Here is a 13,970-nt window from a genome sequence, read left to right on the forward strand (position 1 = left end):
GTAACCATCGCCCAGAAATTAATCAATAAATTCAACTCCGTCCCGCTTTGAAGGCATTCGGCAGAAGGTCTTCTGCACCGCGGCATCGCGTGGAAGCATATTCTTAACCAATGACAGGAGACGGACATGACAATTAAGAGCCTCGGAAATCCATATTCCGATAAGACCGATCTTAGACACGGTGCAGATTGCGGGTGTGACAGCTGTCTGACTGGACATGGGCACGACCATGACCACACCGAACCGGCGGCCATGTCGTCTGAACAGATGATGGAACGGGCGGTCGAAAGCGCAGTTGTCCGTTCGATGTTTGGCCAGAACGACATCGCGCGGCGGTCCTTTATGGGCATGCTTGGCGGTACGTCGTTTGCGGCCGCACTGGCGTCGGTCTTTCCGGTGAAACAGGCAGTGGCCAACATTCTGGATGATCTTGGCCCGCCCGAGAAAACCGATTTGAACATTGGCTTTGTGCCGATCACCTGTGCCACGCCGATCATTATGGCGCAGCCTTTGGGCTTTTACGATCGCTACGGTTTGAATGCGCAGGTCATTAAGACAGCAGGCTGGGCCGTGGCCCGTGATAAGTCGCTGTCAGGCGAATATGACGCCAGCCACATGCTGACGCCGATGCCTTTGGCGATGACCATGGGGGCAGGGTCAGTTGCTGAACCCTACATCATGCCTGCGGTTGAAAACATCAACGGGCAGGCGATTGTTCTGTCCAATGAACACCTCGACAAGCGTGACCCAAGCCAATGGAAAGGTTTCACCTTTGGTGTGCCGTTTGAATATTCCATGCACAACTTTTTGCTGCGCTATTACGTGGCTGAATTCGGGCTGGACCCTGACGTGGATATCCAAATCCGTGTGGTTCCCCCGCCAGAGATGGTCGCCAACCTGCGGGCCGGTAACCTTGATGGCTACCTGTCACCTGATCCGTTCAACCAACGGGCGGTCTATGAGGGCATCGGCTTCATTCACATCCTGACAAAAGAAATCTGGGAAGGTCATCCATGCTGTGCTTTTGCTGCGCCGTTGTCTTTTGCGACCGAATTGCCAAACACCTACGGCGCGTTGCTCAAGTCGATCATTGATGCGACGCAGTACGCGTCGAACCCTGAGAACCGTAAGGAAATCTCTGAGGCCATCGCACCGACGAACTACTTGAACCAACCGGTCACAGTCATTGAACAAGTGCTGACCGGCACCTACGCGGATGGATTGGGCGAGGTGCAGCGCGTGCCCGACCGGATCGATTTTGATCCGTTCCCGTGGCAATCCATGGGGGTCTGGATCCTGACGCAGATGAAGCGCTGGGGCTATATCGAAGGCGAGGTGGACTACAAAGGCATCGCAGAGCAGGTCTATCTGGCCACCGATGCGCGCAAGGTCATGACCGATCTGGGCTATGAGGCGCCGACGGAAAACTACCGCTCGCACACGATCATGGGCAAAACCTTCGACCCGGATCAGCCTGAGGCTTATGTTGACAGCTTTGCGATTAAAGCAGGCGACTGATGGACCTTTTGTCAGAAAACAAACGGGCCGCAATTTGGTCGATTGCTTTGCTGATTGTTGGCTTGCTTGTGTGGGAAATGTCGATTTCCGCACAGGCGATCAACACAGGTGAGCTGACCGAATACGAGCTGCTGACGGGTGCGGGCACGGCAAAGGCAGGCGTGCCCCCCCCTAGCGAAGTCGCCGTGAAGGCATGGCAGGAATTGTCGAACCCGTTTTATGATGCAGGACCTAACGACAAAGGCATCGGCATCCAGATCGGCTATTCGATCTACCGTGTCCTGACGGGATATTTTCTGGCGGCCCTGATCGCCATCCCACTTGGGTTTCTGATCGGCATGTCCTCGGTGGCCTATAAGGCGCTTAATCCCTTCATTCAGGTGCTGCGCCCTATTTCGCCACTCGCGTGGATGCCATTGGCGCTGTTTATTATCCAAGACAGCGAGGCGAGCGCGATTTTCGTGATCTTTATCTGCTCGATCTGGCCGATGCTGATCAACACCGCCTTTGGCGTGGCCGGGGTTCGCGAAGACTGGGTCAATGTCGCGCGTACTCATGAACTGGGTGCCTTCAAGACCGCCTTTACGGTTATTCTGCCCGCAGCTGCCCCCACGATTGTGACGGGGATGCGCATCTCAATCGGGATCGCCTGGCTGGTTATTGTCGCCGCAGAGATGCTCGTGGGGGGGACCGGCATTGGCTATTATGTTTGGAACGAGTGGAACAACCTCGACCTCACCTCGGTGATCTTTTCAATCCTCATGATCGGCGTTGTTGGCATGCTGCTGGACTCTATGTTCGGCCTGCTGCAACGCGCCGTCGCCTACACCGAATAGGAGCGCCGCGTGGCCAAGTCTTTTTTGAGCATCGAACAACTGACACAACGCTACCCGGACGGAAAAGGCGGAGAATTCACCGTGTTCGAAAACGCCAGCTTTGGCGTCGAAAAGGGCGAATTTGTTTGCATCCTTGGCCATTCGGGCTGTGGCAAGTCGACGATCATGAATATCCTTGCGGGCCTGTCCGATCCCACAAGCGGGGTAGTGAAAATGGATGGTTTTGAGGTGTCCGGCCCCAGTCTTGATCGCGGCGTGGTGTTTCAAAACTATTCGCTGTTGCCATGGCTGACGGCGTTGAAGAACGTGACGTTCGGGGTCGCGGCGCGGTTTCCGCAGTGGACTAAGGTTAAGGTGATCGAGCATTCAACAGCTTTTCTGGCCAAGGTTGGTCTGACGGGCGATGCGATCCACCGCAAACCCAGCCAGTTGTCGGGGGGCATGCGCCAGCGCGTATCCATCGCGCGTGCCTTTGCCAATGAACCAAAGCTGCTGTTGCTGGATGAACCTTTTGGCGCGCTGGATGCGCTGACCCGCGGCACCATTCAGGATGAGCTGATCAAGGTCTGGAGCGACACCGACCAGACCGTATTTATGATCACCCATGATATCGACGAGGCGATCTTGTTGGCGGACCGCATCTTGTTGATGACCAACGGACCGATGGCGCAGGTGGCCGAAAGCGTGGAGATCACAATCCCGCGCCCGCGCAACCGCACTCAAATTGTCGAACACCCGAACTACTACGCGATCCGCAATCATTTGGTGCAGTTTCTTGGTCAGCGATCGGCTGATCTGTCAGACCAGACGTCGGGTGCCAACAATCGCCCCGTGGATGTGCGGATTGATCTTACTGATATGGCCGAGGGCGACGACCCCGAGCCTGCGTCCGTGCTGCGCGCTGTGGAAGGATAAGGACCGTGATCGAACCAACCCCGCACGCCCCTTTGCCGCCGTTCACCTACGCGCAGGCCGTCAAGAAAGTCCGCATGGCCGAGGATGCATGGAACAGCCGCGATCCGGCCAAAGTGGCGCTGGCCTATACGCCTGACACCCGCTGGCGCAACCGGTCGGAATTTTTGAACGGGCGGGCCGAGGTGGAGGATTTCCTGACCCGCAAATGGGCTGCTGAGACAGGCTATCGCCTGATTAAAGAAATCTGGGCGCATAGTGAAAACCGAATTGCCGTGCGTTTTTGTTACGAATGGCACGACGTGGCGGGCGAATGGTTCCGCGCGCATGGCAATGAAAACTGGGAATTCGATGCGTTTGGCTACATGGCCGTGCGTCACGCCTCGATCAACGATGTGTCGATCACCGCCGCCGAACGTCTGTTCCAGTGGCCCCAAGGCACGCCCCGGCCCGATGATCACCCGGGATTAACTGAATTAGGACTGTGAAATGAAGGACACAATTACAATGACTGAGATGATGACAAAGGAAGATGTCACCGCCATGATCCTATCGGCCAAGAAACAGGCCGGGATGACATGGGAAGAGATTGCCGAGAAAATCGATATGTCCCCGATCTGGACCCATTCCGCCGCCATGGGCATGAACGCTTTTCCGGCCGACAAAGCCGCGTTGATGGTGACGGCGATGGGCCTACCACAAGAGGCAGAAAGCGTGCTGGCGGAAAGCCCGACAAAGATCTGGGAACAGGCGGTGCCCACAGACCCCTGCATCTATCGTTTTTATGAAATCGTGGGTGTCTACGGCCCAACGCTTAAGGCGATCATCCAGGAGAAATTCGGAGATGGGATCATGTCTGCGATTGATTTCGACATGTCGGTCACGCGGGTCGAAAACCCAAAAGGAGACCGCGTGAAGGTTGAGATGTCAGGCAAGTTCTTGGGCTACAACAGCTGGTAAGATTTCAGTGGGGCCGCCTTTGCCAGCGGCCCTCATGACCTCGGTTTCAATTACATCTGAGATCGCTAGTTGAATTGGGCAAATACGCATCAAAACATAGATGCCAAATGCACCGCAGCATGAACCCCGTCGATCAGTTTTATGGGTACATCATCACTGTCGTCGACGATGTGCACCATACCGGCGCACCCCAGAACAATGCTGTCGATGTCATCTTCGCGCAATGCCGTTCGGATTTCTGCCTTGACCTGGCGGGTCGCATTTTCGCGATCGTCTTCGAGGGCAAGGACCGGTACGCCGCTTGCCCGGATGCACCCAAGGTTCTTGTTCAGGCCGTAGCTGCTGATATTTGCAGCAAGAACCGGAACTGAAACGTCCAATGTTGTGACAACAGAAAAACGGTGCCCAAAGAGCGATGCCACGTGGTAGGCGGCTTGCCCGATGCCGATGACGGGACAGGATGCGAGTTCACGTGCTGCGTAAAGTCCAGTGTCATCAAAACAGCCGATGATGACCGCCGTAGCACCCTCGTCATCTGCCATTTTCACCAGTTCCAAAAGGGGCGGGATTGCCGCATCCCCGTCCTGCGCACCCTGAATAGCAGGCGGACCCATAGTAGATGTCCATCCGACAACGTTTAGGCCGGGCACCGCTTTTCGGGCTGTTTGAACCATCGCGTCCGTCATCGATACAGTTGAGTTGGGGTTGATTATGACGATCATATCTCACCCTTTCCGGCATCGGATGCTTGCCGGGCGCGGCGGCGGTTGGCGATCAACGCGATGCACAGAAACGCGCCGATGATGATGAGGGAAAAGACGGTTGTCAGCGTCCCCAATGCATACAGAACGGGGGAGGTTACATTGGTTGTCATGCCGTAAATTTCGAGAGGAAGCGTGTTGTAGCTGCCCGACGTTAAAAGGGTCCGCGCAAATTCATCATAGCTGAGTGTGAAGCCGAACAATGCCACGCCAATGAGCGACGGCGCGATGATCGGCAGCACCACGTGGCGCAGGGTTTGCCAAGGGGTCGCACCAAGATCGCGGGCGGCTTCTTCGTAGCTTTTGTCAAACCGGTTGAAGACGGCGAACATGATCAAAAGGCCGAAGGGCAGCGTCCATGTCAGTTGTGAGCCGAAGCCGGATGTTGACCAATGAACGTTTAGACCTGACTGGGAGAACAGCAACCCGACGCCAAGCGAAATGAGGATCGACGGGATCACCAATGACGTGATGATCAGATAGAACAGGATATTTGATCCGAGAAATTTGCGACGAAACGCGAGGCCGCCCATGACCGACACAACAACCGTGACAATCATGACCATCAGCCCAAGCACAAAGCTGCGCCGGAAGCTGCCCCAAATGTCGCCCACCGCCTGTTGTTCGAACAGATCGTAGAACCAATACAGTGACACACCACGCATGGGGAAGGTCAGCCCGCCGCCCTCGCCTTGGAAGGACAGGATGCCGATGGTGATGGTCGGCCCGTAAAGGAACAGGATGAACAGCGCGAAGAAGGCGCTGAGGATGTAGAAAGACCGCGGGCGGGATTCCATCCTAAAGCTCCTTTCTGATGTCGACGAAGCGCAAGAGAATGGCGATAGTCATCAGCACTGTCAGCAGCAAAATGATCGCGGTGGCCGAGGCGCTGGGATATTGTAGCAAGGCGATGTCGTTCGAGATCAGGCGCCCGACATTGGCCGATTGCGATCCGGACATGAACCGCACCGTTATGAAATCCCCCATGACAAGCGTGACCACAAAGATGGTCCCGATCATGATCCCCGGCTTGGTCAGCGGGATGATCACATTCCACAGGATTTGCGCCCCATTGGCACCCGCGTCGCGTGCGGCTTCGATGAGGGATTTGTCGATTCGCATCATCGTGTTGAAAATCGGAACGACCATGAACAGCGTGTAAAGGTGCACGAAGGCAAGGATGACTGCGAAATCTGAAAACAGCAGCCATTCAATCGGTTCGTCAATCACGCCCCAAGACATCAGGGTTGAATTGGCGATCCCGTTGCGCCCCAAAAACGGGATCCACGAAATCATACGGATGATGTTGCTGGTCCAAAACGGGATCGTGCAGAGCAGGAATAGTGCGATCTGCCATGTCAGGGTGCGGATATGAAACGCCAGATAATAAGCGACAGTGAACCCGATCAACAGCGTGCAGGCCCACGTGATCAGCGCGTATTTGAAGGTATTGAAAAAGACCGTGTAGGTCACGGGAGAGCCGAACAAGAAGGCGTAGTTGTCCAACTCAAACGCGGGAATGATCGAAAATTCAGTTGCCCGCCAGAAGCTCACGGTGACGATCAGAACGATCGGAAGCACCAGGAAAATAAGTAAAACGGCCGCCAATGGCGATACCATAAGCAGGCTGGATAGTGCTGGATTGGCACGAAGCTTTTTCATTGGGATTTCTTATAATTTTGGGTTGGGTGCGCCATGTTGCGGCGCACCCGGTCTTGATTTAAGCGGCGATAAATTCGTTCCACTTGCGGACCATGTATTGGTTCTCGTCCATGACAGAGTTCCAGCATACAACTGATCCCATCCGATCAAGGAACGACCCACCATCGCGGACCTCACCAGCACCGGCCAGCGTGTCACCAGTAGGGGACAGGATATCGCCCTCGGCGGCTTTGCCTTCGTACCAGAAGCCCCATTCGTCCGCGGACATGAACGCTTTGGATGTTTCTGGAACGGCAGAGTAATAGCCCTGACGCATCAGATAGCCACCGACCCAACCGGACAGATACCAGTTGATGTATTCGTAGGCAGCATCCAGCTCGATACCCGACAGCGCAGCCGAAATACCAAGGCCACCGCCCCATGAACGATACCCTTCTTCGAGCGGCTGGTAGACGCATGGAATGCCTTGGGATTTGACGGCCGTGATGGCAGGCGACCACATCGACTGGATCACAACTTCGCCCGACGCCATCAGGTTGACGCTTTCATCAAACGACTTCCAGAACGCGCGGAACTGACCGTTCTTCTTTGCTTCTGTGAAGATACCAATCGTCAGATCGATCTCTTCTTTGGTCATGTTGCCTTTGTCGGGGTAGGTGTATTCACCCATCGATTCCACAACCATCGCCATATCCATGATCCCGATGGAAGAAATATCGAGGATGGAAGCCTTGCCCTTGAATTCCGGGTTCAACAGTTCGGACCAATTGGTGATCGGACGCCCGATCAGGTCGGGACGAATACCCAAAGTGTCAGCGTTGTAGATGGTTGGGATCAGGGTCATCCAACCGGATTCCTCGCCTACGAAATCCGTGCCGTTTGGACCGGATGTAAAACCAACAGTGTGTGGTGCCGTACCCTGTGCAATGGTGCTTTCAGGTGTCAGCAGACCGCTGCGGAAGGTGCCTGCGATCTTGTCGTAGTTATCGATTTTCGTGGTGTCCATCGCTTGTAGGTTGCCAGCTGCCCAGACCTTTTTGCAGATGAAGTATTCGATGTCGGCAATGTCAAAGCTGTTGGGCTGGGTGGCCGCACGTTGGGTTACGCTATCTGTATCAAGCGCGGTCATTTCCAAGGTAAAGCCGAGGTCTTCTTGAACCTTGTTGGCCACGTCATTGAGGTTGGACACCCCTGTGCCGAACTGGCGCAACGTGACGTCTTTGATGTTTTGCGCCCACACCATGGGGGCGCCAAGCGTCGTGGCCCCCGCCGCAATTGCAGTCGAGGCAGCGCCTTTCAGCATAGTACGGCGGCTGAGGCCATTTCGTTGTGTGAATTTAGTCATTTTTCAGTCTCCTTGTCAGACGAGTCGTTGTTGGAAATGAATGCGCCGCAGTTCATGCGATCAGTTTGTGTTGATTGGAGGCGTCCCAGTGCAGCCCGATCCGGTCGCCGGGGTTGTACGGGTTGGCAAAGAAGGTTGTGTCGGGGATGAGGGCCAGCACCTCTTGATCGCCGGTGATCCTTGCGGACACAGACACATGGGTGCCCTGGTATTCGACAGCTGTCACACTGCCTTCGACAGCGCCTTGGGTTGGGGCGGTGACAGACACGGCATCTGCGCGAATTGCGAAATGGCCATCGGGTAACGCAACGACGTTATGACCACCCATAAACTGCGCGACGAATTTGGTTTGCGGCGCATTGAAAACGTCGCGGGCAGGCCCTGACTGTTCGATCACTGCATTGTTCATGACGATAATTTCGTCTGCCAAAGCCAGCGCTTCGTCCTGCCCATGGGTCACGTGGATAAAGCTGATCCCCAGCTCTTTTTGCAGCTTGCGCAACTCACATCGCATGCGGATGCGCAAGAACGGATCGAGGGCCGAGAGCGGTTCGTCCAGCAGCAAAACCTGCGGGCGGGTGATCAAGGCGCGCGCAAGGGCGACACGTTGCTGTTGCCCACCCGAGAGTTGATCCGGCAAACGGTCCGCAAGGTCCGTTAGGTCAACCAGTGCCAGCATTTCACGCGCTTCGGCGTGACGTTTGGCCGTATCCGTTCCCTTCATCTTGAGGCTGAACGCGACGTTGTCGAGGACGCTTAGATGCGGGAAAAGGGCGTAGTTCTGGAACATCATTGCCGTCCCGCGCTGCGCAGGGGGCAGGTGCGATATATCGCGACCGTCCAGCACGATCGAACCGTCGCTGATACTTTCGTGGCCCGCAATCATGCGTAGGGTCGAAGATTTTCCACAGCCGGACGGGCCGAGCAGGCAGGTGTAGCTGTCAGATTTGAAACGATAGTTAATGGCGTCCACGGCAACTGTAGCGCCGTAGCGCTTGGTTACTGATACCAATTCTAGATCTTGGTTGCTCATACTGGTCCCATGTCAGGTTAAGAACAGCAGCGCGTTCAGGCTGATATGAGACAATGGATTTCAGGATCGCCGGTTCGCCTTTAGACGCTTCAGCATACATTTTGTGCGCACAGATCGCAGGTCGCTCAATAATTGCGCACAATATTGTATACAATCCTGGTTGTCGTTCGTCGGGAATCTAAATTGGCTTGTGTATCGAATATCGCTCTGGCATCTCAACCTACAGGAGACCGCAATGACGCTGACCAAACCTAAATCTGTCTCGGCCACTGCGAGCGCCAACACAATTTCTGGCGCTTTGTCGCAAGCCATTCACGAACACCGTTTGGCCCCTGGCACCAAGTTGGGCGAAGACGAACTGTCGGACATTTATGGGGTGTCACGCACCATCGTGCGCACTGCGCTCCAGTCTCTTGCGCATCAGCAGATCATCGAAATCAAACGCAACCGCGGGGCCTATGTGGCTCAGCCAAGCCTGACCGAGGCCCACGAGGTCTTTGAGGCCCGCGAATTGTTAGAACCGCGTACGGCCAGAAGTGCCGCGCGGCATGCCACACCGGACGATATTGCGTTGCTGAACGACCACGTCACCCAAGAACATGCCGCAATGGATGCCGGAGATCGTGGACGTGCCTTGTCGCTGTCGGGCCAATTTCACATTGAAATCGCCCGGATTGCGCAACAACAGACCATTGCGGATATCATAAATGTCTTGATTGCGCGGTCTTCCCTGATCATCGCGCTGTATTGGCGACGCGAAAATGCCTTATGTGAAAGCCAGGCGCACCATGCCCTGATTAAGGCGATCGGCGACAACGATGGCGTGCGCGCGGAAGAATTGATGCAAAGCCACCTTGTCGACCTCCATTCCGCGCTCAATCTCAACGAATTGCCTGTCGTTGAGCAGGATTTGAGATCCATGCTCATGGGAGAGAAAAAGCGCTGAAGCCGGGGCGGGATTTCCGTCCCACTCAGCTCTAAAACAAGCTGAAGTGACGCCTGCGTCTGTGTGGCTCAGTCTCGAATCAAGTTTGACCAATGGCAGCAATGATCGGAAATTTTAGGCCGCCATTCGCGCAACCGCAGCGAATAAGCCGGTTTATTTACGGACCCGATCCCGAAGTGCGCTGATTGCTGCAATTGCGTAGATCAATATGCCCCCAAAGGCGACGAGAAGGACCGCAAGCTCTCCGATCTCATTGCTGTAACCGGTTATCTTAATCATCCAATATCCAAGGACCCCGCCGGGGAGAGCCAACAGGAGGGGCAAAAGCCCATGTAGGCCCAGTTTGTTTGATGTTTGTATGCTTTCGCCAGCAGATGCGCCCATCAACAACAGACCGTTAAGTGTTGCCAAGACAAGCAAGCCTATCGAAACGGGTAGGAATATCGCTGCCCAAAGGGCCCAACACGCCAGATTTATCCCAATTGCGAACCAAAAGCCGGTCCGTCCCAAAACCGGTTGTTTCGCCGATCTGCCCGACAAAAGATATCCGGCAGCTTGCAGCGCGAGGCCGACAGCAATTATTTCCGCGAACTGCCCTGCTTCAAGTGCTAAATCGGCCCATGCCCAAGTCGACCACAAAGCCGTTAGGCACCCTAATGTTACTGCACCAAAGACCTTGGTAAGCGTTTTACCAGTGCCGAAAATTCTTCGCAGAACGACCCAGCCTAGACACACGTCAATCAACGCATGCCAAGACACTGACGTCCAAAAGAAACTGAAGGGTACGTTCTCGTAAGCAACCGGAACCATCGCCGCTTCGATGGACCATCCTACAAATGCTCCGGCAAGAATTGTACGCGGCCAAGTCGTCATCATGGGTTCGAGGGCCAACAAAAGCGATCCTGGCAAGCAGTAGAACAAAATCAGTTCAGAAATGTGCAGCGCCTTGCCAATCGCGCCGGGTGCCTCAAGAAAGTGTCGGACTGACCCTTCGTTGAAAAAGAAAAATTCCGAAAAGGCGAGCAAAACACAGGCCCTTGCGAGAATTTCAAAAACGACACGCGTCGTGCTCTTTATCAAGATTACTCCCCTTATGCGTCCAACTATTATGCTAAATTTTGCTTTTCGCCAAACCTGGCAGGGCGCTCACACAATGGTTGCATGCAAAGACTGATTTAGGAATTTATTTGGGGGTGGTGTCTGAAACCCTCAATAACGATCATTTGCGCATTTGCCTGAACTGGTAGCGTGCCCCGCTAGGCGAGCCTCGATCATAGCGCCGTGCTTGCCTCTTCATGATCATTGCTGCCGCGCCTATCTGCACACAAGAATTAGGCCAAGAATTTCAGTGGGCATTTTATGGCACCGGCGTTTGATTTGGGTCGATCAGTGCTAAATTTGTAAAATGAAAAGACGTGTTGGCTTCTTAAATGAAAGCATCCTAGTATCCGCGCAGCATGCCCGAAGGCCGTGCTTTAGCAGTGGAAAATGTATGGTAACCAATAAAATCGGGCTGAAAAGTTGGTATGAACGGGATCAAATCAAAACCCCGGCTGATCCTTTTATTGATGCACTAATTGATCGTGAAAAAGCGCCCGAATTGATTGCTGATCTGGTCGCGAAATTGGGCGATAAGCTGGGCCCACAAGACGCGGCTTCGGTGGCGGCGTTGGCCCGTTCCCTTACGCCGCATGATCCTTGGATCACGGCCGTTACATCGCCGGCGATTATGGCCACAGTTCCCAGATGGCATTGGGCGATTGCACGCGACGAGAGGCGCAATGCAGCTTACGACAAAGCGCTGCGTGCTTGTATCACACCCGAGAGCATCGTTCTTGAGGTTGGTACGGGGTCCGGCATTCTTGCGATGATGGCGGCCCGCGCTGGCGCACGGCATGTCTATACAATCGAAATTGTTCCGCTTATCGCACAGGCTGCGCGTGAAAATATCCGCCGGAACGGGTTTGCGGACCGGGTGACTGTTATCTGCGCGGATGCGACCACAGTCAGCGTTGGCGCGCAGCTGCCGGAACGGTGCAACGTCTTTCTTCACGAGATAATTTCCAACGATCTGCTGGGCGAACACGTTTTGCCAATCACGGAATATGCCCGCGATGCTTTGTTGACAGATGACGCATTGCATATGCCGGACGCGATCTGGATGACGTGCCAGTTGGCGCAGGTGGATCAGCCCGCGCGCACTGAACCGATAGGGGCGCAATCCGAATTTGACCTTTCAGCGATGGATCTATTGCACACCCCGGATGTGCTTAAGCATGGGCCGCTTGCCCATTTTCAACCGCGCACGGAGGGGGTTGAAGTGCTCAGGTTTGATATGACAGGGGCGAACGCCAATCCTAAGGAGGACGATACTTTTGATGTTCCCGTGACCGATACGGGATCAGCGAATGCGATTGTTCAATGGATTGGGTTTTCGTTTCCTGATGGGACGGAATTTACGAACCCGCCGGATGTCTATTCGTCTTGGGCATTGCGGGTTTGGCCAATTGCAGACCGGTCTGTGATCGTCGGGGATGTTTTCAAGCTGCGCCGTCGGTGTGACAGATTTCGTGCCGTACCAATGGACGCCGAGTGAGCCAGGGCCAAAGCATGCAGTATTGCTATCGCGCCTATGGCTGTAACCTTGTCAGCGACATTGCGTTCGAACAGCTTTTGACAGGCACGGACGCCGCGTTTGAAACAATCACAATAGAGCAATGCGACAGCTTTGCTGACCCACCGAAGGGTGCGCGCCGCATTGGGCCATCCGTTATCGCCGCGCCCAATTACATTTCCTTGGATATCGATGGTGTTTTGCGTTTTGTGGCGGAAAACGGGACGACGCTGCGATATCGTCCTTACGAAAATCTTGATCCGTTGTCGTTGCAGGTGTTCTTGATGGGGTCGGGGCTCGGGTCGCTTTTGATGCAGCGGAATTTTTTGGTGCTGCATGGAAACGGCGTTGAGGTGGACGGCAATTGCATCATCTGTGTGGGTCCGTCCGGTGTGGGCAAATCCACGACGGCGGCCGGATTGATGCGCCGTGGTTACCGCGTGATGAGCGATGATGTTTGTGCCATCGACGATCATGGACGTCTTGTGCCCGGTGTCCCGCATATCAAGCTTTGGCAAGAGGCCGCGAACGGTTTGAGCGTTGACACCGTCGGTCTGTCCCGTGTGCGCCCCGAGATGGAGAAATTCAGGGTCCCCATGGAGGATGCGTTTTGCGCAGATAATACGCCGGTCAAACGGATTTATGTGCTGGCCCCCCATGAAACAGACACAGTGACGTGCGAAGCATTGACCGGCTTGGACATCTTCACAGCGTTGCAGACAAACACATACCGATTGCCATTTATTGACGGGCTTGGCCTTTCAGTGGACCATTTTCAGAAAATAGCTGCTTTGTCTCAACGTGTTGTTGTGAAAACAGTTCGTCGCCCCATGGCTGGTTTTAAGCTGGACGAGTTGCTGGATGTTTTGATTGCAGACGCAACTGGCGATTGAGCCGGGTCTAACCGCGCGGTTTTTCCGCTGACCATATTGGCGATTGGCAATCCGCGTGATCTGGGCGACAAATTGGGCAGCATTTCGAGACTCGCGGATTACCACGCTGCAATGGGATGATTTCATAGCAGCGACCGCCCGCACATTTCCGACCCCAACCTTTTACCGGAGGACATAAATTTGAAACCCGAGACTCTTTTACAGCGAAACCCTAATCTGATCGTTGCTGACATGGATGGTGAAGCGGTGATGATGGACGTCAACCAAGGATCGTATTTCGCGATCAATGAGGTTGGGGCGCACATCTGGGCGCAATTGGAAACACAGCAAACCGTTGGCGCCCTGATTGAAAGCGTGCGCACGTCGTTTAGTTCCGACAAAGCTGCCCAATTGGAACCCGAGATCAGCCAGTTTTTGCGCGATATGGCGGACAAAAAATTGGTCCACGAAGTGAGTGGATAAAATGGACGTTTTGTTTGGGGTGTTACGC

The 13,970-nt window shown here is 54.6% G+C and carries 15 protein-coding genes; 9 read left to right on the forward strand and 6 right to left on the reverse strand.

Going from position 1 to position 13,970, the window contains the following annotated elements:
• Positions 1-126: 126 nt before the first annotated feature.
• From L0664_RS14805 to cynS, 5 genes are read left to right on the forward strand one after another with little or no spacing between them, the layout of a single operon-like run.
• The gene (locus L0664_RS14805) at positions 127-1,518 is read left to right on the forward strand and encodes a CmpA/NrtA family ABC transporter substrate-binding protein (RefSeq protein WP_235226672.1); all 1,392 of its coding nucleotides are present in this window, start codon (positions 127-129) and stop codon (positions 1,516-1,518) included.
• Positions 1,518-2,354 carry a nitrate ABC transporter permease gene (gene ntrB, locus L0664_RS14810; RefSeq protein ID WP_235226673.1) on the forward strand — a complete coding sequence of 279 codons (837 nt, stop codon included), beginning with the start codon at positions 1,518-1,520 and terminating at the stop codon, positions 2,352-2,354. The genes L0664_RS14805 and ntrB overlap by 1 nt, the downstream gene beginning before the upstream one ends.
• A 9-nt stretch (positions 2,355-2,363) precedes the next feature.
• A complete protein-coding gene (locus L0664_RS14815) occupies positions 2,364-3,269 on the forward strand; it encodes an ABC transporter ATP-binding protein (protein ID WP_235226674.1) in 906 nt (301 codons plus the stop codon).
• A gap of 5 nt (positions 3,270-3,274) precedes the next feature.
• A complete protein-coding gene (locus tag L0664_RS14820; RefSeq protein ID WP_418888035.1) occupies positions 3,275-3,754 on the forward strand; it encodes a nuclear transport factor 2 family protein in 480 nt (159 codons plus the stop codon).
• Between the two features lies 1 nt (position 3,755).
• Positions 3,756-4,226: a cyanase gene (gene cynS / locus L0664_RS14825; protein WP_235226675.1), complete on the forward strand. Its 471-nt coding sequence runs from the start codon at positions 3,756-3,758 to the stop codon at positions 4,224-4,226.
• An 89-nt stretch (positions 4,227-4,315) separates the two neighbouring features.
• On the opposite strand, the gene L0664_RS14830 is transcribed toward cynS, so the two are convergent.
• From L0664_RS14830 to L0664_RS14850, 5 genes are read right to left on the reverse strand one after another with little or no spacing between them, the layout of a single operon-like run.
• The gene (locus tag L0664_RS14830; RefSeq protein ID WP_235226676.1) at positions 4,316-4,948 is read right to left on the reverse strand and encodes an aspartate/glutamate racemase family protein; all 633 of its coding nucleotides are present in this window, start codon (positions 4,946-4,948) and stop codon (positions 4,316-4,318) included.
• Positions 4,945-5,784 (reverse strand): ABC transporter permease, encoded by an 840-nt coding sequence (locus L0664_RS14835; RefSeq protein WP_235226677.1) that lies wholly within the window; start codon positions 5,782-5,784, stop codon positions 4,945-4,947. Before L0664_RS14835 ends, L0664_RS14830 begins: the two co-directional genes overlap by 4 nt.
• Before the next feature lies 1 nt (position 5,785).
• Positions 5,786-6,649 carry an ABC transporter permease gene (locus tag L0664_RS14840; protein WP_235226678.1) on the reverse strand — a complete coding sequence of 288 codons (864 nt, stop codon included), beginning with the start codon at positions 6,647-6,649 and terminating at the stop codon, positions 5,786-5,788.
• A gap of 58 nt (positions 6,650-6,707) precedes the next feature.
• A complete protein-coding gene (locus L0664_RS14845) occupies positions 6,708-7,994 on the reverse strand; it encodes an ABC transporter substrate-binding protein (RefSeq protein WP_235226679.1) in 1,287 nt (428 codons plus the stop codon).
• A gap of 52 nt (positions 7,995-8,046) precedes the next feature.
• On the reverse strand, positions 8,047-9,027 hold the full coding sequence (locus L0664_RS14850) for an ABC transporter ATP-binding protein (protein ID WP_235226680.1): 981 nt from the start codon (positions 9,025-9,027) through the stop codon (positions 8,047-8,049).
• Positions 9,028-9,262: 235 nt separating this feature from the next.
• On the opposite strand from L0664_RS14850, the gene L0664_RS14855 reads away from it, so the two are divergent.
• Complete coding sequence (locus L0664_RS14855; RefSeq protein WP_235226681.1) at positions 9,263-9,973, forward strand: GntR family transcriptional regulator; 711 nt, start codon at positions 9,263-9,265, stop codon at positions 9,971-9,973.
• A gap of 153 nt (positions 9,974-10,126) precedes the next feature.
• Here the strand turns inward: L0664_RS14855 and L0664_RS14860 are convergent, their stop codons facing one another.
• Positions 10,127-10,999, reverse strand: coding sequence for a hypothetical protein (locus L0664_RS14860; RefSeq protein WP_235226682.1), 873 nt, complete (start codon positions 10,997-10,999; stop codon positions 10,127-10,129).
• 466 nt (positions 11,000-11,465) lie between these two features.
• On the opposite strand from L0664_RS14860, the gene L0664_RS14865 reads away from it, so the two are divergent.
• From L0664_RS14865 to L0664_RS14875, 3 genes are all read left to right on the forward strand, one after another.
• A complete protein-coding gene (locus tag L0664_RS14865; protein ID WP_235226683.1) occupies positions 11,466-12,569 on the forward strand; it encodes a 50S ribosomal protein L11 methyltransferase in 1,104 nt (367 codons plus the stop codon).
• A 14-nt stretch (positions 12,570-12,583) separates the two neighbouring features.
• Entirely contained in the window at positions 12,584-13,480 is an 897-nt protein-coding gene (locus L0664_RS14870; RefSeq protein WP_235226684.1) for a hypothetical protein, read from the forward strand.
• A 231-nt stretch (positions 13,481-13,711) separates the two neighbouring features.
• Entirely contained in the window at positions 13,712-13,942 is a 231-nt protein-coding gene (locus L0664_RS14875; protein ID WP_235226685.1) for a PqqD family protein, read from the forward strand.
• The last annotated feature ends 28 nt before the right edge of the window (positions 13,943-13,970 follow it).

The organism is Octadecabacter dasysiphoniae (assembly GCF_021532615.1).
Classification (GTDB): Bacteria; Pseudomonadota; Alphaproteobacteria; order Rhodobacterales; family Rhodobacteraceae; genus Octadecabacter; species Octadecabacter dasysiphoniae.

Coding starts and splice junctions, on each gene's coding strand:
- ntrB (WP_235226673.1), top strand. CDS start 1,518: ATGGACCTTTTGTCAGAAAACAAACGGGCCGCAATTTGGTCGATTGCT.
- L0664_RS14805 (WP_235226672.1), top strand. CDS start 127: ATGACAATTAAGAGCCTCGGAAATCCATATTCCGATAAGACCGATCTT.
- L0664_RS14845 (WP_235226679.1), bottom strand. CDS start 7,994: ATGACTAAATTCACACAACGAAATGGCCTCAGCCGCCGTACTATGCTG.
- L0664_RS14855 (WP_235226681.1), top strand. CDS start 9,263: ATGACGCTGACCAAACCTAAATCTGTCTCGGCCACTGCGAGCGCCAAC.
- L0664_RS14830 (WP_235226676.1), bottom strand. CDS start 4,948: ATGATCGTCATAATCAACCCCAACTCAACTGTATCGATGACGGACGCG.
- L0664_RS14835 (WP_235226677.1), bottom strand. CDS start 5,784: ATGGAATCCCGCCCGCGGTCTTTCTACATCCTCAGCGCCTTCTTCGCG.
- L0664_RS14850 (WP_235226680.1), bottom strand. CDS start 9,027: ATGAGCAACCAAGATCTAGAATTGGTATCAGTAACCAAGCGCTACGGC.
- L0664_RS14840 (WP_235226678.1), bottom strand. CDS start 6,649: ATGAAAAAGCTTCGTGCCAATCCAGCACTATCCAGCCTGCTTATGGTA.
- L0664_RS14865 (WP_235226683.1), top strand. CDS start 11,466: ATGGTAACCAATAAAATCGGGCTGAAAAGTTGGTATGAACGGGATCAA.
- L0664_RS14875 (WP_235226685.1), top strand. CDS start 13,712: ATGGATGGTGAAGCGGTGATGATGGACGTCAACCAAGGATCGTATTTC.
- L0664_RS14870 (WP_235226684.1), top strand. CDS start 12,584: ATGCAGTATTGCTATCGCGCCTATGGCTGTAACCTTGTCAGCGACATT.
- cynS (WP_235226675.1), top strand. CDS start 3,756: ATGAAGGACACAATTACAATGACTGAGATGATGACAAAGGAAGATGTC.